This is a genomic window from Pseudoalteromonas sp. NZS127 (assembly GCF_015864805.1).
GTDB lineage: Bacteria > Pseudomonadota > Gammaproteobacteria > Enterobacterales > Alteromonadaceae > Pseudoalteromonas > Pseudoalteromonas nigrifaciens.
On sequence record NZ_JADYWN010000001.1, the window covers coordinates 280,103 to 303,145 of the forward strand.

21 protein-coding genes are annotated in these 23,043 nt (G+C 40.4%); 1 reads left to right on the top strand and 20 read right to left on the bottom strand.

Features of this window, described 5'->3' with window-relative positions; genetic code table 11:
• The 15 genes from I6E78_RS01320 to I6E78_RS01375 all read right to left on the bottom strand — a co-directional run bounded on the left by I6E78_RS01320 (position 1) and on the right by I6E78_RS01375 (position 12,821).
• Positions 1 to 570 (bottom strand): Maf family protein, encoded by a 570-nt coding sequence (locus tag I6E78_RS01320; protein WP_011329324.1) that lies wholly within the window; start codon positions 568 to 570, stop codon positions 1 to 3.
• Positions 570 to 1,049, bottom strand: a complete 480-nt coding sequence (mreD, locus tag I6E78_RS01325; RefSeq protein WP_089368784.1) for a rod shape-determining protein MreD — start codon at positions 1,047 to 1,049, stop codon at positions 570 to 572. Before mreD ends, I6E78_RS01320 begins: the two co-directional genes overlap by 1 nt.
• The gene (gene mreC / locus I6E78_RS01330) at positions 1,042 to 1,884 is read right to left on the bottom strand and encodes a rod shape-determining protein MreC (RefSeq protein ID WP_193038917.1); all 843 of its coding nucleotides are present in this window, start codon (positions 1,882 to 1,884) and stop codon (positions 1,042 to 1,044) included. Before mreC ends, mreD begins: the two co-directional genes overlap by 8 nt.
• Positions 1,884 to 2,927 carry a rod shape-determining protein gene (locus I6E78_RS01335; protein WP_197181822.1) on the bottom strand — a complete coding sequence of 348 codons (1,044 nt, stop codon included), beginning with the start codon at positions 2,925 to 2,927 and terminating at the stop codon, positions 1,884 to 1,886. Before I6E78_RS01335 ends, mreC begins: the two co-directional genes overlap by 1 nt.
• Before the next feature lie 127 nt (positions 2,928 to 3,054).
• The gene (locus I6E78_RS01340; protein ID WP_089368786.1) at positions 3,055 to 5,094 is read right to left on the bottom strand and encodes an SUMF1/EgtB/PvdO family nonheme iron enzyme; all 2,040 of its coding nucleotides are present in this window, start codon (positions 5,092 to 5,094) and stop codon (positions 3,055 to 3,057) included.
• Between the two features lie 120 nt (positions 5,095 to 5,214).
• Positions 5,215 to 8,658 (bottom strand): DUF6701 domain-containing protein, encoded by a 3,444-nt coding sequence (locus tag I6E78_RS01345; protein ID WP_231617915.1) that lies wholly within the window; start codon positions 8,656 to 8,658, stop codon positions 5,215 to 5,217.
• Complete coding sequence (locus tag I6E78_RS18585) at positions 8,640 to 8,951, bottom strand: H-type lectin domain-containing protein (RefSeq protein ID WP_231617916.1); 312 nt, start codon at positions 8,949 to 8,951, stop codon at positions 8,640 to 8,642. Before I6E78_RS18585 ends, I6E78_RS01345 begins: the two co-directional genes overlap by 19 nt.
• Positions 8,948 to 9,439, bottom strand: a complete 492-nt coding sequence (locus I6E78_RS01350) for an agglutinin biogenesis protein MshP (RefSeq protein ID WP_231617917.1) — start codon at positions 9,437 to 9,439, stop codon at positions 8,948 to 8,950. The genes I6E78_RS18585 and I6E78_RS01350 overlap by 4 nt, the downstream gene beginning before the upstream one ends.
• Positions 9,429 to 9,593, bottom strand: a complete 165-nt coding sequence (locus tag I6E78_RS18590; RefSeq protein WP_231617918.1) for a hypothetical protein — start codon at positions 9,591 to 9,593, stop codon at positions 9,429 to 9,431. The genes I6E78_RS01350 and I6E78_RS18590 overlap by 11 nt, the downstream gene beginning before the upstream one ends.
• Before the next feature lie 308 nt (positions 9,594 to 9,901).
• Positions 9,902 to 10,270 (bottom strand): PulJ/GspJ family protein, encoded by a 369-nt coding sequence (locus tag I6E78_RS18595; RefSeq protein WP_231617919.1) that lies wholly within the window; start codon positions 10,268 to 10,270, stop codon positions 9,902 to 9,904.
• 12 nt (positions 10,271 to 10,282) lie between these two features.
• A complete protein-coding gene (locus I6E78_RS01360; RefSeq protein ID WP_197181823.1) occupies positions 10,283 to 10,810 on the bottom strand; it encodes a prepilin-type N-terminal cleavage/methylation domain-containing protein in 528 nt (175 codons plus the stop codon).
• Positions 10,797 to 11,285, bottom strand: a complete 489-nt coding sequence (locus tag I6E78_RS01365; protein ID WP_197181824.1) for a prepilin-type N-terminal cleavage/methylation domain-containing protein — start codon at positions 11,283 to 11,285, stop codon at positions 10,797 to 10,799. Before I6E78_RS01365 ends, I6E78_RS01360 begins: the two co-directional genes overlap by 14 nt.
• An 8-nt stretch (positions 11,286 to 11,293) precedes the next feature.
• The gene (locus I6E78_RS01370) at positions 11,294 to 11,764 is read right to left on the bottom strand and encodes an MSHA biogenesis protein MshA (RefSeq protein ID WP_231617920.1); all 471 of its coding nucleotides are present in this window, start codon (positions 11,762 to 11,764) and stop codon (positions 11,294 to 11,296) included.
• On the bottom strand, positions 11,761 to 11,892 hold the full coding sequence (locus tag I6E78_RS18810) for a hypothetical protein (RefSeq protein ID WP_269435612.1): 132 nt from the start codon (positions 11,890 to 11,892) through the stop codon (positions 11,761 to 11,763). The genes I6E78_RS01370 and I6E78_RS18810 overlap by 4 nt, the downstream gene beginning before the upstream one ends.
• Complete coding sequence (locus I6E78_RS01375; RefSeq protein ID WP_011329344.1) at positions 11,889 to 12,821, bottom strand: hypothetical protein; 933 nt, start codon at positions 12,819 to 12,821, stop codon at positions 11,889 to 11,891. Before I6E78_RS01375 ends, I6E78_RS18810 begins: the two co-directional genes overlap by 4 nt.
• 76 nt (positions 12,822 to 12,897) lie before the next feature.
• On the opposite strand from I6E78_RS01375, the gene I6E78_RS01380 reads away from it, so the two are divergent.
• Positions 12,898 to 13,806, top strand: coding sequence for a 1-aminocyclopropane-1-carboxylate deaminase/D-cysteine desulfhydrase (locus I6E78_RS01380; RefSeq protein ID WP_197181825.1), 909 nt, complete (start codon positions 12,898 to 12,900; stop codon positions 13,804 to 13,806).
• 2 nt (positions 13,807 to 13,808) lie between these two features.
• On the opposite strand, the gene I6E78_RS01385 is transcribed toward I6E78_RS01380, so the two are convergent.
• From I6E78_RS01385 to ssb, 5 genes are all read right to left on the bottom strand, one after another.
• Positions 13,809 to 15,164, bottom strand: coding sequence for an EAL domain-containing protein (locus I6E78_RS01385; RefSeq protein WP_140391181.1), 1,356 nt, complete (start codon positions 15,162 to 15,164; stop codon positions 13,809 to 13,811).
• Between the two features lie 135 nt (positions 15,165 to 15,299).
• On the bottom strand, positions 15,300 to 16,460 hold the full coding sequence (locus I6E78_RS01390) for a cytochrome-c peroxidase (RefSeq protein WP_197181826.1): 1,161 nt from the start codon (positions 16,458 to 16,460) through the stop codon (positions 15,300 to 15,302).
• Between the two features lie 125 nt (positions 16,461 to 16,585).
• The gene (locus I6E78_RS01395) at positions 16,586 to 19,306 is read right to left on the bottom strand and encodes a TonB-dependent receptor plug domain-containing protein (RefSeq protein WP_197181827.1); all 2,721 of its coding nucleotides are present in this window, start codon (positions 19,304 to 19,306) and stop codon (positions 16,586 to 16,588) included.
• Positions 19,307 to 22,102, bottom strand: coding sequence for an Ig-like domain-containing protein (locus I6E78_RS01400; protein ID WP_197181828.1), 2,796 nt, complete (start codon positions 22,100 to 22,102; stop codon positions 19,307 to 19,309).
• Positions 22,103 to 22,295: 193 nt separating this feature from the next.
• Complete coding sequence (ssb, locus tag I6E78_RS01405; protein ID WP_197181829.1) at positions 22,296 to 23,030, bottom strand: single-stranded DNA-binding protein; 735 nt, start codon at positions 23,028 to 23,030, stop codon at positions 22,296 to 22,298.
• Positions 23,031 to 23,043 lie beyond the last annotated feature (13 nt).

Below are 23,043 nucleotides of genomic sequence, written 5' to 3' on the forward strand. Positions count from 1 at the left end.
CTAGCCTCTTAAGAATGTTTGTAATAATTGTTCGGTCTCGTATAAAGGTAAGCCTACTACAGCAAAATAGCTACCCGAAATATGAGTAACAAATCGACCGCCTAAGCCTTGAATACCATATCCTCCTGCTTTATCTTGTGGCTCGCCACTTTGCCAGTAGGTATGTATTTCATCATCGCTGAGGGTTTTAAAAGTAACATTAGTACTTACTACGCAGCTAAGCACCTTATCTGTTGTTGCAAAAGCAACCGCGGTTAATACCTGGTGAGTATTGCCCGACAAGCGCTTTAATGTATGGGTAAAGTCATTTTCATCACAAGGCTTACCTAGCGATTGATTGTCAATAACCACTACGGTATCGCTGCCTAGCACTGGGCGATCGGTATAACCAAGTGCTACACCCGACTGCGCCTTTAAACGCGCTAAGCGCTCTACATAATCATAAGGTAGTTCATTGGGGAGTTGGCTCTCGTCGGCATCAACACTAAACTGTGTAAATTCGATTCCTAGTTGCGTTAAAAGCTCTTTACGGCGAGGCGAGGCAGATGCCAAGTATACGGCGTTGGTCATTATCTGATCCTAAAATGTCTACGGTATTTACGCAGTAATAAAAACACCCATACCCAACTCAACATACCTGTAAGCACAGGCCATAAGTATTGCGGGCTAAAGTACACACCCAATAAAAAGTGATTTAGCCAAAACTGCATTAAGTGATAGAGAGTTAAAAATAAGCCAATTAATAAGCTTTGTTGCCATAGCGAAAAGTTACGGATTTTTTGAAAATTACTGGCGGTAACAAAAATACAGATTGAATAAGTAAGTGAATTAACCCCTAGCGGCGAACCAGAAGCTAAATCTATTAATAAGCCTACAATCCATGCGGTGCCTATATTTAAACGATGTGGCACAGCAAGTGACCAATACATTAATACCAATAGCACCCAGTCAGGACGAAAGGGCTCAAACGAAAACGGTAACGGCATCAAAGCCATTACTAACGCAAAAAAAATGCTCAGTGCAATTAACAACGAATAACGATTAATCATCGCTAACCTGCTCCTGTTGATTTCGCCACAGCACTACTAATAATCTAATACGATCTAGCTGCGCTATGGGTTCTGCATAAACTTGTGCAAACGGCTGGCCTTCATCGCGATTTATTTCAGTAACTACGGCAACTGGGTAGCCCTCCGGAAAGATGCCTCCAAGACCTGAGGTCACTAATACATCGCCAATACGTACATCTAGGCTATGCGGTACATGAGAGAGTTTAACAACATTAATTTTACCTATGCCTTCAACCACTGTACGCACATCGTTACGTAAAATACGTACTGGCGTAGCGTGGGTAGTGTCGGTCATTAATAACACGCGTGAGGTGGTTGAGCCTACTTTGGTAAGCTGCCCTACTACACCCATATCATCAATTACGGCTTGGCTTTCGCTAAGTCCATTGGTGGTTCCTCGGTTTATAACAACTTGATGGCTATACGGGTTTGAATGAACTGACAGTACTTGCGCAATAATTTTACGATTTGACGGTTTAGCCGATGAGCCTAATAAGGCGCGCAATTTTTGATTCTCTCTGCTCAAAAACTGGTACTGCTGTAGCTGCTCGCTTTGCAGCATTTGCTTTTTTTTCAGCGCTTCATTTTCGGTAAGTAATTGATCGCGGGTATGTAAGCTTTTTGCACCAAAGCTAAATACTTCGTAGGGTAAATTAGCCACATAAATTAATGGGCTAACCAGTGTATTTAAACTAGTACGAACGCTTGTTCCACCTTCGGTGTACTTATCGCCAATAATCAGTATGACACTCAAAAGCACTGCGACAAAGAGTCGCAGTTGCAAGGAAACGGTTTGTGCAAACATTGATTTCATTAGTCGTAACTAAATACATCACCGCCGTGCACGTCTATCATTTCAAGCGCTTTACCACCACCACGGGCAACACATGTAAGCGGATCATCAGCAACCACAACTGGAATACCAGTCTCTTCCATTAATAAACGATCTAAATCTTTTAGTAATGCACCACCACCGGTTAACACCATACCGTGCGCTGAAATATCTGACGCTAGCTCTGGCGGTGATTGCTCAAGGGCAACCATTACAGCACTAACAATTCCCATTAATGGCTCTTGTAGCGCTTCAAGAATTTCGTGCGAGTTTAATATAAATGAGCGCGGTACGCCTTCGGCTAAATTACGGCCACGCACTTCAATTTCGACTGGTTCATCGGTTTTAAAAGCAGAACCAATTTGATGCTTAATATTTTCAGCAGTAGCTTCGCCTATTAGGCTACCAAAGTTACGACGCACATAATTAATAATTGCCTCGTCAAACTTATCGCCACCAATACGTACCGACGAGGAGTAAACTACGCCGTTTAACGAAATAATAGCCACTTCGGTAGTACCGCCACCAATATCAACAACCATAGAACCTGTGGCTTCTGATACCGGTAAACCTGCACCAATTGCCGCAGCCATTGGCTCTTCAATTAAATACACTTCGCGAGCACCCGCTCCCATTGCAGATTCACGTATTGCACGTTTTTCTACTTGGGTTGCACCACAAGGCACACATATAAGTACACGTGGACTTGGACGCATAAAGTTATTGTTATGCACTTGCTTAATAAAATGCTGTAACATTTTTTCGGTAACATAAAAATCGGCAATTACGCCGTCTTTCATTGGTCGAATAGCTTTAATGTTACCAGGCGTACGGCCTAACATCTGCTTTGCTTCAGTACCTACTGAAGCAACGCTTTTAGGCCCACCAGCACGCTCTTGACGAATAGCAACCACTGATGGTTCGTTAAGTACTATGCCTTCTTCTTTTACATAAATGAGGGTATTGGCTGTACCCAAGTCGATCGATAGATCGTTTGAAAAAATACCACGGAGTTTTTTAAACATGAGGCTGGATGACCTTTGAAATACGTTCTTATTTAAGCTGCTTTCACTTTAATACGCTAATATAATGAGCGATATTAAGCACAGCTGCCTTTGTAATTTAGTTAAAAAAGGAAGCAAAGCTTCCTATTTATCGTTCGCGCACTAAGCGAAAACCTATGTAGTTAGCTCTAAAGTCGGGCGCTAATATTAATCGCGTTGAGGCACGTGCAAGGCTAGGCGCAAAATTCCACGCTCCACCTCTAACCGCAACATCCGACTCACCCGAGTTTTTGTTAGTCCATTCCCATACATTGCCTACGGTATCGTATAAACCAAATGCATTAGGAGAAAATGATCCTACCGGTGCAGCACTCTTGTTTGACCATTGACTACCACACCAGCCACAATTCGCTAAATTTTTACCAATATCGTTACCCCAAGGGTATTCTGTTTGACTACCTGCGCGTGCAGCGTATTCCCACTCAACCTCATTAGGTAAACGAAACTGTTGACCTGTTTGCCCTGACAACCAATCAGCATACGCTTTAGCGTCGCTATAAGTTAAACAAACAGCCGGAAAATCACTTGTTTGCTCAAACCCAGGATTACGCCAATTTAAATTAGCTTCCCATACGGGTTCGCCATTTAAATAATAGGCGCAGCCTTTACCTTGCTCGGCTTGGGTTTTGTAGCCTGTATTAGCAGCAAACTGCTCATACTCACCTACTGTCACTTCTTTGCTTTGCATAGCAAAAGAGTTGGCAATTACTTTTTCAACAACTGGGCGCTCATTGGCTAAACCATTGCCATTAATATCGCCCATTTTAAATTTACCTGCCGGAATAACAACTACTGAAGTTTTTACATTAGCGTTTAATACGCTGATGTTGTCACTCACTTTACGAGTTGTTTGCTCAGGTTGCTCACGCGTGTATGTCGGTGCAGCAATCGACTCTGGCTTTTTTACTAAGTTGGCATGCACGGTTTGTGCTTTATTTAAATCAACACGTACCTGATAAGGTTTATAACCAAGCTTGCGCACTTCAATATTGTGCACACCTCGCGGTAAGCGGGTTACTAAGCGGGTTGAGCCAAAGCTAACCCCATCAATAAACACTTCGTCGTCGTATACGTTTGAGCGTAGCGTTAATTCTACTGCTTGGTTTTTATCGTTATTAGCAATAACCGAGCTGTTTGTTACCATAGGCTTTACTGCATAATCACGCACTGGTTGCTCGTTTAAACGAGCCGCCGAAACGTTGCCATTATCCGCGTGCTTACTGAATGTTAACTGACTATCTGAAAAAGTTGTGCTGTAAGTAGGCTGATATGTTGCCGCCATGGGCGTGCCGTACTCAGAGCAGTAGCGGTTATCAATGCTTAATAAGTTACATAAACGGCTACTGTTAACTTCACCACGCATAGTAACGCTTAAATTAACGTTATAATTGCCTTGGCCACTAAATGCACTTTTTACCACATGACTACTTAAAATTTGTACCTGAGCACCGGCCAAATTACGTTTGGGTTCAACTAAACGCTCTTCAGTTAAGTTAGCAAATATTTGGTCAACAAAACGCTTAGTCGCTTTTTGTAACCCCATTTGCTGTCCGCGTTGCTCACACGCTGCAAGTGTTTCGGTACGCTTACAATTAATTGTGTGATTAACCTCTAACGTGCCTTCGCGGGTAAATTCGTTACGTAAACGCTCTACTCTGGCGGTAGTTAACTGCTCTTTTAAGCTCTCTAAAGTGTTTAAAAGCGTGTGTTTAGCCACACGAATTTGCTCAATGTCTTTACGGTGGGATGCAATTGCCGCCAACTGCATAGAAATATCATCTTTATTTTGCTTGTGATCGGCCACAGCTTTTTGATAACGCGCCTGAGCAGCGGTTATATCAATGCTAGGATCATCAATTAAACGACGGTACATTTCATTCATCGCGTCGAGTGCTTGGTTTTTTTCTTTATCTAACTCGGTTGAACGTGAACGCAAAAGTTGCAACTGGGTTTGCAGTTGGCTTTCTTCTTTTAAATGTTTATCAAGTATTGTTGTAGATTTGTCATAGTCGATCTGTTTTGTACTAATCTCAGATTCAATTCCAGTTACTGTTGCTGTGTCTTGTGCAAATGCACTACTAGCCAACAAACTAGCTGAAATTAACAGAGATAAAGGAGTAATTCGCATATATTCAGTCCCAAAAAGCGGCAATTATTTGGTCGTTATTATTTTTCTAAAATAAAGCCTTATGCTATGTACTTGAAGCACAAAACACAAGCTTTGTTCAATTATTATCTAAGTTTACAACTATTCACGTGTTTCACGCCAGTAAATAACCCGATCATTCCCTCGAAAGTGGCCAAATTGTAAAATAGCATAAGGATTCAGCTGAGATTGGTCACCTTGCCAATCCCATTTTAGCCAGTCATAGGTATTATATTCTAAAGTGAATGTTCCTGAGCCATTAGGCTTTGCATAAATACCGTTATTTACTGGATATCCTCCCGCCTCTAACTTCCCTGCTGCACCATTACCATACTCATATGTTAATACTGGGCTAGCTGGCAATACTTGGCTTAATTTAGGGTGTTGAAATACACTACAGTTGTCATTGCTGTTTACTACAAACCCATTGCCATCCCAATATTGAGACTCCATGGGGATGAGTAATCGATCTAAATCTGAGCCTGCATTATTACCTAACACTAAGCGGCCAAACCTAAACTCAATAGGCACACTGTTTAGTCGTACGCTGTTGCAATTAGAGCTACAGGTTACCTGTGTATTAGGGCTGTCGTTTGCATCAATTAATGTAGCGCGCTCAATATTTGTAAGTGTGGCCATTAAATTAACCATAGCAAATGGGCCATCGGGTTGATCAACTCCTAGCCTTTTTAAGGTAACATTGCTTTGATTCACCTGCCATTGCCCGTCATTGATATCGCCCCAATTGTTTTCACCTAAATTAACTAGGCGACTGGCAAAGCTACTTGCTGGCACGTAATTACCCGCTTCATTATTTTCAGCACTAACTTGCACTACCGACTTATCAAACCCAGCCCTGTAATTACTCATTAGCTGATTATTTTGGTTTTGTGCTTGCACTGTAAAGCCAAGTTCAAATGGCTGTTCGAGGTAGGTTAAATTACTCCCATAATCAGTACACTGGGCCGCAGCTTGCACTCCTATTATTTTAAATTGCGATGGCGCAAAACGGCCTACATTATAAAGCTCGCCTTTAACATCACCCGCACCAAAGTAATCGCCATCGTTTAGCCCAGCAATTAAATCAATAATCCCTACTTGGTCATAACTATATTGTGAAATTGACTCACTTAAACTACCTGTATCTTTAAATGCAACAGTGTTGACGACTGCAAGTGTTCCAGAAGTACCTGCCATGGGCAGCTTTAATTGCGCTGTTACTAAAGGTTGCTCATTAATAAAATGTTTAGCAATAGGGTTGTTAGTAATCTCACTGTAGTTATCGGGGTAGCCATCGTTGTTGTTGTCTTGACCTGCACGCCATTGCACCGCATTCATTTTTAAATCAAATGTCTCTCCGGTTAATTTAAACAAGCTACCCGCGGCATCTGTTGCAAACCCATCATTGGGTAAGCTCATAGCCAAGCCAAAAGGTTTTACTACATACTCGTTAGAGCTACCGGTTAAATTAACCGACAAGTTAGTAATCGGATCCAGTATTAAATTAGTTTTAGCATTAAGGCTAAGCTGTGCTGCATCGGGGTAATTTATTACTATTTGCGCTTTAGACTCATCATCAAACTGTAATGGCACTGCTTTATAACTTTGTTCAATCGCGTATACTTTATTATTGCTAAGCTGCACTGGATCAGAGCAACTTACTCCTGCGCTACAGGTATAGGCTAAATCTAAAGCAACTTCTGCCCCCACAGGAAACGCTGCTTCACACGCCCCCGTGGCGGTATTCGTTTTTACAGCTTGAATTGCTAATGCTTTTGCATTAAATCCTGTATTTGAAGGTTTACCTGATAGTTGGGTAGGAATTGTTGTATTGTTATCGCTTTCATTTTTAAAAATAAAACCCGCGTCCGAAAACACCACTTTACAGCCACTTAAACCAACATTTTTACCGCCAATATAACAACGTAACGGCGCAGATGGATCTGCTGTGTTATAACCAATTGTGGCACTGCCAGTGGTACGTTTTGCAAACTGTATATTAGTAGTACCAGTAAAGCTGATGTTCTCACCGGTTACCCAGCTCTGCTTACCACCATTATCTGGCGATAAATTTAAGCTTGATGGCTGATCAAACAAAACATCGCAAGTATCATTTGCGCAGGCGGTTAATGCCATATCTTTAGCTTGGCAAGTCAGTCCTTGGTTATCACTCATTGATATTCGATAATGATCTAGCAATATAGGTTTATAAATACCACAAAAGCCTGGAATATTATCTGGTACTGGTATGGCATCGAAAGTAGAGCTACCCTCGGTAATAATTTGTGTGCCTGAGGTAATAGAGCCTTCGTATGTTACATTTTGCGCTATTCTTACCTCGCCGGTAGCAACAATATAAGCAGCTATATTGGCATTGGCGGCAATCGCAATTGCACCATCAACATAAATAGCAAGATACGCTCCCGAATCTACTACTATATTGGTTTTACCTATATTTAAAAATGAGGTTGAGAGTAACGAACTCGTGTTTTTTAAAAAAATACGCGTAGGAGCCGTTACTCTGTATTGATCCTCCAGCATAGCAAGCTGCAACTCATCATAAAAATAATCTCCTGCTAAAGAGGCTGGTACTGGTGCCACAGAGCTGCCATCGTTAACCACTGTAGGTACTTGAGCTGCCTGGCTAGGTGTTAAAGAGTTATTGCCACTTGCTAAACAAGCTTGGCCGTTACATAACGCAGGATCAGTTAGTGCCAAAGACGTTAAATTAGTAGTCGTAATAAATTGCGCGTTATTGTCTGTTACTTTAACGCCTTGGACTAACTGCACCAAACCATCATTATAAGTAGATAGCGCGCCTGGAAATAAGGTGTCACAACTTAAAATTTCGCCGCTAGAAACAAACGAGCTAGTCATGGCTAAAATAGATACTTCTTCTTTAGGGTGAGAGCGCTCATTATCGCCATCTCGGTCTTCATCGACCACCAACCCGACTCGGTTAGCTCTTAAGTTACAACTTCGCAACCAGCCACCATCGTCCCCTACACGCGAGTTTTTACTTGCAACAACTAAAGGCGATTGCGAATAACGATTAATAAAATTAAAATAATTACATCCATCGTTCCAACCATCTACAGCAAAACCAGTAAAAAAGCTCTCCCAAATAACTTCCACGTCATTATCATCTGTGAATAAGCGATTAGCCCTGGGCTCTACCGCTAAATATGCTACTTTTTCGCTTTTAATTATACCGAATGCCGTTTCAGAAGCTTCTAGAGCAATATTTACTCCGCTGGTAGATAACGAGGCTGTTTCTACCGCAATAGTTAAAAAGGGCACCAAAGCTTGTGCTGGAGGGTTACTATCTAAACTATTAAGCGTTTGTAGTGAATGAAATAAATTTGGCCGCTGGGTAAACGAATGGGAAAAAGTAAGCGGCTTATAGCCCTTTGGAGTAAATGGAGAAAAACCAGATTTGGCACCATATTGTACCTCTAGCTGTAAATCGGTGCTCCCTACTTCCATAATGGTGCCGTCGGGGAACTCATGAACCCCGTATTCCACCGCTAAATAATGTGCGCCCATATTAATATGCGCACCATCCTCACCGGAGGGCTCCAAGGAAGCGCTTCAAACCCGGTAGTGGTGATATTTTTAACTCGAATAATTGCTGGGTTACCACCTTGGTTAGTTGAAAGCATAAAAACAGCTGGAGGAGTTATATATTGCTGCTGGAAATTAACCTTTGTCCATACCGGTGATGTGTAGGTATTTTGTAATTCAATAAAACGCCCTTCAATTTTAGGTGCTGCAGCATTGCTGTTATTACTAAATAAAAATGCTGCTAAGCATATAAGCACGAGAGTATTTTTTATCATGGTAACGTTTTAGCCTCTACACTTAATGTGCGTTGCGTTTGCCAGTAATCTTTTCTACATGCATCCCCCAATGGGCAATCAATTGGCGCACAAGTAGCACTACTTTGTAAATAATAAATATTAACCGTTCCCGAGCGCGCACTGCTATCGGGTAAATCCAGGTACTCTGTACAGCTAATAGATACATCACAAAACGATAAGTAATTTGTTTTAAAGGTTCGGCTTGTAGTAACTAAGGCACAATTTTGTGCAGCGCTATTAAGCGGAAATAATTCGGTTAAACCGCTTTCTAAACCACTTTGTGCCGCCATATATGCTCGCGCGCCATAATATTCTATAGTATTTTGCTGCGCGGCCCCGCTCAGCACTTTAACTAATGCTAAGCCAAGTGCTAATAAGGCAACAATAATCACTAAACACACAACAATTAAATTACCTTGTTGCTTTGTGGGTGAGCGGGTAATTTGCTGATAATTATTAAGGTACATTTGGCACATGCACCTCATGGTTAAAGTTCATTACCTCGGCTTCGTTAAAGCGCATTTGTGCATTAACATTAAGTACAGCATTTCGCTGTAAGGCCACCGGCTCTATGGTAAAAAACAAGTTGCTTGCTAGGTTATTTGCAATATAAATCCCCAATAAATCTCGCTTAACACCGGGGGGTACTTGTAAGCTAGGCGCATCTGACTGGGCGCTATTAAAAGCATAATTTATATAGCGATATAAAAACCGCCCTTCTACGCAAAAACTAACTGGTTCAGCTAATAAATATAATCGCTTACTGGGTGATTCTGCTGCAAATGCTTTACTAAATTGCCACTGATCAATAGCATTTCCTGCCGTGTTATTAAATGCTAAAACTTGTAAGCGTTTATAATTGTTTTCGTTATATATATCATCGCTATTTAATGGATAAACTGCTGCCCAGTTACCCGCTTGTGGTTTAGTTAAGTTATTAAGTTCAAAATCAACTGCGGTAATATTAAACGGGGCTGTGGTCGGTAAATAATTTGTATAATGAGTAGCTGATAAAAAGGGGTAAATTCAAGGCACTGATGAGTATTACACGCCCCTTTACTGTCGTTATCACAGCTTAACCTAAGTGAATTAGGTGTTGCATGGCGTAGCTCTTTACTAATGCGGGTTATTAAAAACCGCGCTTGCGCTACTGCTTCTTGACGCTCCACGCCTTGAGCGTAAATACTTACACCTGCGCCAATAAACGAAAATGCACTAACGGCTAAAATACCTAAAATTACCATTACCAGTAATAGCTCAATTAAGGTAAATGCGTATTGTCGCGTTATGCTATGCATTAATAATTCCCTTTAATAAGCACTAAAACCGTAAACCTCACCCAGAGGTGAAGTAACCTCTATAGTAATGCGCTTAAAAGTGGTGCCATCATTACTAGTGGCATCATTAAAATCACTGTCGTACTGCACTTTAACAACCAAACTAAAGCCACTATATTGCGGTAATAAAACACCTAAACTATTGGTTATTGGTTGCCCCGTAAGTGCTATATAGTCGTCAACATCGTTATAACTGGTACGTGTTTCTGAATTATCTGGGCCTAAGTCTGCCGCTGCGGTACAAGCCTTTGCGCCCAAAGATATTTCGCCGCAACGCCTAAAAGGAGCGCTTCGCTCACTGTACTGATCAAACGATTTACTTTGAATTTCGTTCATGAGTGATTGCCCAAACTCCGAAGCACGTAATGCCACAATAGGCTCAGCACTTTTTTGAGCTTGAGGCGCAATAAGTGCAGTAATAATACTCAGCGCAATTGCAAACATCACAATACCAACAATTAACTCTATTAAGGTAAAGCCCTTATGTTTAAGGGCAGGCATAAATAAGCCCTTCACCGCTAATGCATACCGCGGCTAACCCTATATCTATTCGACATTGCGTTGTGCAGTTTTGATCAACCCTGCCAAGGGGATCAAAGTTAACTTGGGTAAACACATTACCGTTACTGTCTAATGCGTTAAAGGTAATATCACTTTTTTGGCTATTAATTTGTATTACTAGGTGCTCACTGTTGTTTATATCAGCCCCTCCTGAGCAGGTATCGGGTGTTGGTCCTGCAATTAACCTAGCGGTAATGTAAAGCTTATGACAGCTTGTGGTCGCCGTATTTTGCATGGCACGTAACTGCACTGTTCGCAGTGCATTTAATGTGCAGTCTCGATACGAGTACGCATCCTCGGTTGAACTACCTAAAAATTTGGGAACTGCCGTTACCGACAGTATTCCCAAAATAATTAAAGTAATAATTAATTCAACGAGGGTAAAACCGCGCTGCTGCTTACCACTGCTGATCATTTATGTAATTAACAGCCATCTGTCACTAAAGTAACTACAGGCGCTGTAACAACTGTTTTAATTGGTGCTGTTGTTGTAACTGCAGCTGTTGCTTGAGTGTATTCAATGCGACAATCATCAGCTTGCACATAACTATTTGGGAAAATAATCACTTTATTGTCAGCTGTAATTTCAACAAGATTAAAATCGGCAGTGTTATCAGCCGCAAATTTTACATCTAAAAATGCTTCAAACGCTGCCTGTGTCGCTGCAGGGTAACCGTATACAGTTGCTACATCTCCAGTATCTACTGCAACAGTTGCTGTCGCTTCTTTTTGCTCACTGGCAATAATCGACTTACCGTTAACTATATTCATGCCACTGCGAATTGATCCCTGTAGTCCTTCTAGCGTAGATGCGTTCGCATCACCTTGCAGGTTTAAAAAGCGCGGTGCTGCTACTACTGCTAAAATTCCTAAAATAACAATACTCGAATTCAAGTATAAAGTGACCACACAATAGCAATAATAATTAACGCGCCACCCCACAGCATTAGCATATTTTGCAGTAATACTGGATCACGCCTTACAGGTAAGGACTTTTGATAAAAGTTAATCCGGGTTTTCATATCACAGACTCCGGCTCAGTTAATTGATAAGCCGCACCCAATGCGTAGTAATATTGCGTTTCTAATTGCTGTGCTAGGTCTAGGGTTGGTTTAAAATCAATCACTTTAACTTGTAAAAACTCAGCCAACTCTGCTCTAAGTGTTAGTGACGTCAAATCGTCACACTGTAGCTGAATACTGCGAATAGGTGGCTGCTTCAACTGGCTCTCAAAAAAGTCCATAGAACGCTGAATTTCAAGTCCAAATGCCTCTACCAACTCTTGGCTTTGATCTTTATCTGACATACCCAGTAAGCCATTTAAACGCCGAGTAAGTAATAGCTGCCCATCGCGAATAATTAAAATACGTGGCTCAAAGCTGGCATGCTGCACAATGAGCATGTGGGCGTCTTTACTCGTGCCGAGTAGAGTTACAAGAGTCATTTCCTCTGATGTCATAGTCCGTAAAAGAGGCTTTACCTGCTTAAAACTATCTATAAACGGCAATAACTGCAGCTTACTGGTAATAAACACGTTCATTTTTTTACTTTGCATCGGCAATGTAATTGGATAATCAATAAAATCAGCAACAATATTTTCAGGATCAATATCGACTAGATCTTTCGTTGTCCACGGTAGCGATTGAATGATCTCTTCATCACTTAGTGCGGGTTTTTCTATTTGTACAATTTGATAAAGAGAATGAGGAATAACTAAGTTCACTGCGCACACATCACTACTAACCTGTTGCGTACATAGCGTAATTGCAGCAGTATAGTCATGTTTTTCAGTGATCTCTACACTGTGATATTTGTGTATTTTCCAGTGTCCATACTGTTTTTTTAAACAGACTGCATTAACGGTATTAGCATATGTTGCTACACCCACAACTGTATTTTTATCTAAACTACGCTTGAACAAGGAAAACAGTGAAAACAGTTTTCTTTTCATATAGCTACTATTATTATTAGTCGATGTACTAACTGCCGTACATTTTCATTACTTTGCCAAGTGATTATCATAAATAATGTTAAATAAACTTAAAATAAATGAAAACAACCAAATACAACAAATAGATAGTGATTTATTAAAGCGCAAAAATATATTTTTAGCCGTTAAGCGCGATGATCTACTCCACCCCCTCATAAGTGGAAATAAATGGCGAAAGCTTAAATACAATTTAGCCCAGATGCAGGCGCTTAAAAAAACTGAATTACTCACTTTTGGTGGTGCTTTTTCTAATCATATTCATGCGTGTGCGGCGGCTGGCAAGTTTTTTAATATAAAAACGCACGGGATTATTCGCGGCCCAGAACTAGACCCTAACAATCCTACACTTTTGTTCGCACAGCAATGTGGTATGCAGCTACACCCAATCACACGTATAGAGTACAAACAACGTAGCCAAAGCGATTATTTAACGCAGTTGCAATCGCGTTTCCCTAATGCCTATATTTTACCTGAAGGTGGGACAAATAAACTGGCGCTTGAGGGTTGTAAAGAGCTTGCCCTGAGCTTACCTAAGCACGACTACTTAGTTTGCCCCACAGGAAGCGGTGGCACCTTAGCGGGGCTTATTGAAGGCAGTTCAGTTAATACAACGGTACTGGGAATTGCGGTACTAAAACAAGCTGACTATTTACGCGATGAAATTAAAGCGCTTAGCCCTAAAGCCGCTTCACAAACTAATTGGCAATTATTATGTGATTTTCATGGTGGTGGTTATGGTAAGTTTTCTGCCGAACTTTGGCAGTTTTGCCAATACATGAAAACTGAGCACCAACTGCCATTAGAGCCTATTTATACTGGTAAAATGATGCATGCTTTGTGGCAATTAATTGCGCAGGACTACTTTGCGCCAGGCAGTAAAATTATTGCGGTTCATACGGGTGGGTTACAAGGATTAGATGGTTTAAAATACAGAGGACTTATTTAAAATTAATGAAATACGGTTTGTGTAAAATCAGGCAACAACTGCGTAAAATAAAACCCCTGCGCGGCATCTACCCCTAAAATAGTAAGCATTTGTAGCTCTTGTTTGGTTTCTACGTCACTAGCAAATACCGCTATATTTAATAACTGGCAAGCATTTACAATGTTTTTTACACAACTTTGTTGATGCGTGCTTGCCTCTATTGAGTGCACTAAATCGTAGGCTAATTTAACTCCTAAAACTTGTGGATAATTAACCAGTTGAATAATATGGTCGCTACTTTTAATACCATCAATAATAATCTGATAATTTAGCTTAGTTATTATTTTTAATACGCCTTGTAAACGTATTTGATATTTAAAAAAGTCTGCTGCATTTATTTCAAATTGTAGTTTATGCTCTATTTTAAAATCGCTTACTTGCGTTATTAGCCATTGCCAAAACGCTTTGTTAAACCAATTTTTAGGATGTAAGCTAATGCTAATAATTGCGGCTGAAGTATCTGCTAGTAATAGCTTTTTAACTTTGATGATAATTGCTTGATCAAATAAAAATGCGTCTTGATCATTATCTAGCTGATTAATGCCAGCATTAGCTAGCAGCAACTCATTAGCGCCACCGCGTACTCTAATCAACACTTCATGTTGCAAAATACGCCCACTATCGAGTTCAAATAAAGGCTGAAAATAAATTACAAATTTATTTTTTTTAATGCTTTTTATTATTTGGTTATTCGAAAATATATTTACTCGGCTATGGCTTATTCCCAAGCGATGACAATGCTGTAATGGGCTTTGCTGCGATAAAGTTAACGCAGACTTTGCTTGTTGATAAACCAGTGTTTGATTAGCACTTGCTCTGTAATTACACAGGCCTATTTTTACATTTTTTGCCGTTAAGTGTTTTTGATGCTTTTTACATATTGTTAGTGCACAAAAATTTAAGCGCTCAATGTACAGCTCTAACTTAATGATTGGAATATGCTTTATGGTTACCGCTAAGTTACCCGCACTTAATAATTTAACTGAAATATAGTTTAACGCAGGTAAGTTTTTTGCAAGTAGAATTTTAAAACTAGCTTCTAGATCAGTACTGGGATCAAAATGACAATGACACTCGATCAGGGCAAATATATTATAAGCTGCAGCCGTACTCTCACTCAAAGGGCGATCATTATCTAAAGTATTAGTAGGCGCTGTTTCTGCCTCTATTTTATGCTTTACATTACACCTTGATTTCAATGGCGCTACTAGAGTTGCTAAATGAGTAACCCAGCGAGTTGCCGCTAATATAATTAAATTTAGCAACACAACAAGATGAGCCTTAAAGCGGTTAATAAACTTAAGCTTACCCTTTTGCATAATGCACTCGCTAGTTAAATTACTAGCTAAAGTGTTGTCTAAGATCCCAATAAGCACAAGGTAATAGTAAAAGTTTAGTATTGCATTTATAGCTAAGAAATAATGTTTATAAACTTCTCTAAATAACTTAAAACGTTATACCTCATTTAGCTCTTGTACTATAAACGTTTTGTGCGGACCCGCAGCCGGAGCGCTAGTAATAGAGTGTAAAAATGCCTCAAGAGCTTTTTTTTCTTTGCTCGTTAACGATAAAGGCTGCAGTATTTTAGATGTTTGTGGTGACAAAGGATCGTTAGGATCTTTATTAAAAACAAAGCCACCAGCATTATAAATATTTAAAACACCCGCAATAGAAGGAAACACACCATTATGCATCCACGGCTTACTATTCATCACATTTCTTAAGCTGGGAGTTTTAAATTTGCCTATATCGTCAGGGTTTTTGGTCACATTATAACGACCAAGATCTTCACGCTTTCGTTTATAGTAAGTTAACCCCAAATTATGAAATTTATTGTCTGAAAAAAGCGCTCCAGAATGGCAATTAATACACCGTGCTTTAGTTCTAAATAAGTGCAGCCCCCACAACGCTTGATCACTGAGTTTTTGTTGTAGCTGTTGCTTTATTTTTTTATCTTGAGTTTCACCAGCCTTTACAAAGTAATCAAAGGCCGAATTGCGCGACACTATAGTGCGTTGGTAGGTAGCAAGAGCTTGGGCAATGCGTGTAGCGGTTATTTCGCTTTGCCCAAATACCTGGTTAAACTTTTTTTGATAAGCTTGATCTTGATTGATCCGCGCTTCTAGCTCTGCAATAGTAAAGTTCATTTCAACGGGATCTTCAACGGGCATTAACGACTGCTGCTCTAAAGTTTGCGCGCGTCCATCCCAAAATAAAGACTGCCAAAATGCTGCATTTTCTATACTTGGTGCGTTACGCTTGCCATTTAACCTATCGTGTCCAAAAGAAAGTTTGCGGCCATCAGCCCAGCCTAAATCTCGATCGTGACAACTCGCACAAGCCACTTGCCCAGAGCGAGATAGTTTAGGGTCGTTAAACAACTGCTCGCCTAAACGCATTTTTGCGGCACTAAATGGATTGTTTTTAGGAAATGTTACCTCTGGTAAAAGTGTAATTTCAGCATGGGTAATATCTGCATCTAAATTGGGTTTAGGCCACTGAGCTTGCGGCTTTAAATATTGCTCACGTAACTGAGTAAAATCGATAGCTTGTGCGCTGACTAAATTGCAGCCAGAGAAAACAAAATATAAGGTAAAAATAAATAGTAGGCGCATAATTTTTATCATATTAAGTATAAAAGTGTATTTAGGTTGAGTTATAAACGCGGCTTTAAATTAAATACCGTAGTGATTATTATATAGTAAGCACCTGATTATAAATGCGAATAACTCAGTAAGTTTTAGTAATTAATATTGGCCCCTAGCCAAAACCGACGTCCTAACTCAATGCCTGTATTATACGGGCTAATTTGATAGGTACGTTTATTTAAGATGTTTTCCGCCTCAAAGCTCAAAGTTATTTGGTAGTTATTAGCTACCGCCACAGTGTATTTAACACTGGTATTTAACAGCCAAAATGCCGGGCGTTTTTCAATACGGTACACAGGGTACTCACGGCGATTTGGCGCACATCCATCACAAATATTACTGGCTTCTTTAATAGATTGCGTTTTGCCTGTGGCGTAAATGGCATCTTGCCCACCGTTGTAACGCGCGTAGGCCGATAGCGTCCAATTATCCCACTGCCCACCCCAGCTTAAATTGGCAATAACAGGGCGGTTAAAGTCTTGTTTTTCTAACTCCATATCATGTCGAGTTACTAAATAATAATTAGCTTTATTAGTACTTCCGGCAATATCGTAATGATCAGAGCGTAAAAAAACCAACTCATTATCATCATACGAAAAATCTAAAAAAGCGTCCCCATCGCCATTAAAAGAGCGCGGTTCACCATCAAATTGCTCGCGACTGGTGGTATTAGTTGCATGCGATACATTAAATTCAACATGTTGATTATTGTAAGTTGCCATCCAAGACAAGGTATAACGCTGATACCGGCTACTGCCCGAGTTAGCACCAAATAAAGTGGCTTCGCCTACATCGTTAGTGCCTTTTACACGGTTAACCGCATCTTGCTGCTCTCGATACAGCCATTTTAACTCCAGCGTTCCGCCTAGTAATTGATGACGATAAGCAGCCGACAGCTCATCACTAAACGGCGTTTTTAAATCAGAGTAAACATAACGATAGCCGCGGTTGCTTAACTGCGCTTGCCATTGCTGTGGCTGTTGCTGATAAATAGCCCGCACTTCGGTATAGCTAGGCTGCATGGCTTGGTTTAGCTTATAACTAATTGAGTCGTCTGCATAATACCGATTAGCACCGAGCACTATTTTACCTTGATCATTAAATACCGATACGCTGCCACGTAGTCGTGGGGCAAAATTATGGTTTTTAAGAAAATCGTTATAATCGTAACGCACTCCTAAATTTAAACTGTAATTTTGCCATTCAAATTCATTTTCTACATAAGCCGACAATTGATTAAGCTTTACACTAGCTGTTGATTTAGGTGTAATTTGGCGATATTGAAAATACTGCCCTGTTGTAGCGAAGTTATTTTGATAAATTAAAAAATCATCGGGATTTGATAAATCAAGTGCGTGTCCAAGTTTTGCTTCTATATCTGCCACTGGTTGATATAAACGCGTTTCAATACAGTCAAGTGTATAACCTGCACAATCTATTTGCGGCGACACAATAGCGCCATTATATACAATTGCATCTTCTAGGCGGTCAAATACTGAGTTTTGCTGAGCTAACTCATAACCAAACGATAAATTACTATAAGCGCCCAGCCATGTCTTACTGGCAAGCTCGAAATCTTGTTTTAAACTGACCGTTTGTTGTCGCTTTTCTATATCGCCAAAGCCGCCTTCTAAACTGGTAATAGAGCCATCAATATTACCCCAATCTGTACCCGGTATATTTAGCCAAGCATAACGTATCGAACTGGTGTTTTTACTGTTGCGACTATCGCTATAACCAAGCTGGGTTTTAATATAAGCCCAACTCCTATCTGCTTGCCAAGTAAGTGATGCGTTATTGCCTCCCCCTTCAATGTTGTAATCACTGTTTTTAGCATTTACATCAAAGTAATCACCTTTATAAGGAGCAAATAAAAAGCTAAATGAAAAGTCATCGTTAGCGGTTGCTGCATAATCTAGTTTTACTAAACCGTTATAATTGGTTTGCTGCTGTAGTCGTGTTTGCCCTAATTGCTGTAGGCTCTCTTGTGATTGCGTATATTGAAATTGGCCAATAAACCCCAGCTTATCGGTTAGTGGGGTAGCAATGTAGGTACTTAAATCACGCTTATTAAAAATAGCACTGTTAAGTTCGTTATCGCCACTAAAGTCGGGGGCATAAAGCTTATGATACTCAACCCAATCGTCACTCGTTTGCCGATAATTAATGCCAAATTGCAGTTTATCGCCCGCTTTTCGGGTTTCGGCTTTAACTAGTCCACCAGTAAAATTACCGTATTTTGCCGGTATGTTACTGTCGTATACTTCTAAATGGTCAATTAAATCTAAATTTAAAAAAACAGCTTGAGTGTGGCCACTTACATCTTGCGCTAAGTTTTTGTCAAAATTGGCGCTGTCATTATTAAGGTTTGAGTTATTAGATAATCCATCAATTAAATACCCTGTAGCATTACCTTGTGCACCTGCAAGCGACACTTCCGATGGCTTAATATTACTAACCTGATCCGCAGCATAAGCAGTTTCACCATACTGCACACCAGGTAAAACCCCTAAAACATCGTTTAAGTTACCATTACCAAAGCGATAGTCTCGCAGCATTTTTCTGTCAAGGGTATACACCCCTTGGCTACTTACCGAAATAGGGTTTGGTCGCTGCCCTGTTACCTCTATAATTTCGATATTTTCGCTGCAAGTATCAGTATTTTTTTTACATTGTTGGTAGTGACTTGTAGCAATTACTTTAGCCGGTGTTTTCTCTGCTGCACTTGCTTCATCTAGCACTGTGCTTTGCGCTGCAGCTGCAACATGCGTGAGCGAAGTACAAGCTAGCGCTATAAATGTTAAATATTGCATTTAATATCGATTCGGATTTAATGGAAACGCATCACTGTCATCGTTGACACCGTCGTTGTCGCTATCTAAGTCTAATTCTATCCCTGAATTAGCAATCATTTGTGCGCTTGCATGGGCGGTAAAAAAGTTCGCCTTGCCATCGTTATCAGTGTCAACACTGGCAACCTCTGAGCCTATAAAGGCGTCAAAACGGCTCAAACTGCCTATAACATTTGTTGCTATAGCGTCTTTTTCTACTACACCTAAAACTTCTTTTTCTGTTAATTTATAAGCACTTTTAAACATAGTAAGCTGGGCGTATTGATCTGCAAACACAGGCAAATAACGCACTTGTAACTGCAATGAAGCATTTTCTAAGCGCGCCAAATTCCAATCAATAAGCTCTGCCCACATACTTTTAGCTGCAGTAATTAATGAGGCATATTCTGCTTTTGTGCCCGCTACATACAACAGCTGATTTAAGTACTGCTTAAAGTTAATTTTTGATTTGCTAGAGCCATCAAAAAATTTCTCACTAAGAGCAAAACGCTCAGCGAGAGCGACCTTTTCTTCACCCTGTATTACCAGCTGTATATATTGCGCATAATACTGGTTTGCTAAAGCAAACTGACCATTTAAGCCAAGCGCACTACCCAACTTACCAATATCCGTAATTTTTTGTATTAGCGCTTGCTCAGTGTAAGTTGCAATATACTGCTGCACTTTATTAACTAATGGCGCGGCTTCGGCGGTTTGACCTAAAGCTTGGTGATAAGGAATAAGATCGATATTGGCATCAACAACATCCTCTTTAAATACGTTAATACCATCTACTTGGCTGTATTTTGTTAATGCTATTTCGCGGCATGTTTGTAGTGTGTTAGCCGCTTGAGTTTGGTACTTTTCGTCATGTGTAATATTTATAATGGTGAGTAGTTGCTCTAACGCAAGCTGACACCCTGTAGCACCAGTAACAAATACGTGGTTTTTAATATTCTGTGCTAAATATGCTTCAGAGCTAAGTAACTCAATGCCTGTGGCAATAAACTTAGCTGCCGCGTCATAATTCCCTAACTCAATATAAATTCCCGAGGCACCTAGTTTACTCGCATTAAATGCAACTAGCTGAGTAAACAGTGGGCGTAAATTATTAGCATCACGTGTTGCTAAAATTAATTGCAAGCTACTATCTATATCGGCCGAATTACGTACATGTGCTAGCAATTGTGCATCTGCTGCCTTATTTTTAGCTAACTGGTAATGACTACTGTCTTTTTCAAAGGCGCTTAAAAACTTGCTTTCAACATCAAGTGCCGGATAAAGCTGCACAAAGTATGCTGCGGTGTTAATTAAGCCATACGGGTATTCCATGCTGGTTACGTTTGCATATTGATTAGCTGTACGCGGATAATCTGCGTCTATATTAACAACCCCATATAAAGCAAATATATCGGCCAGTACTGACTTGGCTTTTTGTGTTGCATTTAACGCCAGGTAGTTTGCCATAACATTACTCAGCGCTGCTTGGCGTGAGCTAAAATAGGGTTTTCCTTGATTGCCATTTTTATTATTTTTTACATAACTGTAGCCAATCATATTGGCATAACGATACAACCTATCGGCCATACTAAGTGCATAATCGTAGTCGGCTTGGTTTCGAGATTGACGCCAATTATTAACCACATCCTCTACTCGGTCGCGATAACCAAAAAAAAGTAACAAGGCTTGCGTTGTTTGCTCCTCTCCAAGCGCTGAGCTAAATAAAATATCGAGAATATTAAAACTAACACTTGCCAATTCAGACTCACCCGCCTGTAAGTAAGACAAAGCTAAATCATTATAAAAACGCTGATCCTCACTATTAAAGGCACTAATTCCTTTGGCTGCAACGTACTCTGCATAAAGGTTTTTTGCTGTTAAACGCAGTTCATTACCCTGCTCGTTATTGCCTTGCTTACTATATAAGGTAGCTACCTCTAACAAGGCAATAGCGCGTATATTATTACGCGCTATTTTATCAACCGAGGTTAAACGTGTAACTTCACTATTTAATCCAGCTTGTGCATAACCTACTGCAAGCGATGCATTTATTGCGCTTAGATTAATATCATTTTGTAACTCGCTTGCAAGTAACTCCGCCTGCTTTAAATGCGATTCATCACTGGCATAGTAGTAATAAGCGCGATCAGCATTAGTCGACAAATTAGTGGTTATAATTAAGTTTTTACTCACCACAGCGCCATTGCCATCTGCAACCGTTAGCTCAAAACTATCCTCTTGATTTTCTAGGCGTGTAGTTTGGTAACTAATTTCGCCATTGCTAGCGTTAATTAGCAAAGTGCCATGCTCGGCTGGGCGTGAAATACTATAGCTGAGGGGGTCGTTATCTACATCGGATACATTAACTTTGCCGCGTTTAATTTCACCACCGCTCACAATCACTTTATCGGTATGAATAACCGGTGCATCATTAATTGCTGTAACAACTACCAGCACACGACTAGTAGTTAGGTTTCCCCCATCAGATACTGCAACCTGAAAGCTATCTTCGCCATTAAAATTGGCTTTGGGGGTATAGCTAATATGACCACTATTAGCATTAACAGCAACTGCGCCGTTAGCCGCAGCATTTGCTAAATAAAATGTCAGAAGGTCGTTTTCTGCATCGGTTGCAGCAACCATTAAGCTTGCAACACTGTCTTCGTTTAGTTGGATTTGGTAACTGGCTTGTGAAAAAATAGGCGCTGAGTTAGCTCCGCAACCAGTGAGCGCTAATGCTGCAAAGATTATTACTAAAGCTAAACGTTTAAGAGACATGCCTATTTCTCAGATAAAAACCGAAGGCGCATGTTAATGCAAACTATTATCAATATCAATCGCTTTAATAATATTAACCTACCCTGAACTCTATTTAAAACCTCATTTTAAAAACAAAAAACCCAGCAGTTACGCTGGGTTTAGATAATATTAAATGCCTAAATTGACACTCTATATTCTATTTATGTATTCCTCAGAATGGTATGTCGTCGTCAAAATCAATGGTTGGTTCCATTGGGTTAGACGCGCCGCCTTGTGGAGCATTTTGCGGTTTAGGAGCAAAGCCACCTTGCTGTTGTGGTGCACTGCTTTGCTGTGGTGCAAAACCACCTTGTGGCTGCTGATATTGGTTATTTTGTTGTGGTGTAGGAGCCGACTGTGGCTGTGCTGCTGGTGCAGACTGCTGTTGTGGAGTATAACCGCCTTGCTGTTGGTTATTTTGCCCCTGGTTGCTTTGGTAACCACCACTTTGTTGGCCGCCTTGTGATTGGTTATTTTGATAACCACCACTTTGCTGTCCGCCTTGTGATTGATTACCTTGGTAACCACCACTTTGTTGCCCACCTTGCTGGTCGCCACCACGGCTCCCTAACATTTGCATTTGGCCGGTAAAACCGTCAACTACAATTTCAGTCGTGTATTTTTCTTGGCCTTGTGGGTCAGTCCATTTACGTGTTTGAAGTTTACCTTCAACATAAATTTGTGAACCTTTACGGCAATATTCACCAACAATTTCTGCTAACTTGCCAAAAAATACCACACGGTGCCACTCAGTTTTATCAACCATTTGGCCAGTGTTTTTGTCTTTGTAGCTATCTGAAGTTGCTAAGGTGATATTTGCTACACCGTTGCCATTAGGCATATAACGTACTTCAGGATCTTGTCCTAAATTACCAACCAAAATTACTTTGTTCACACCGCGTGCCATGGAACTATCTCCT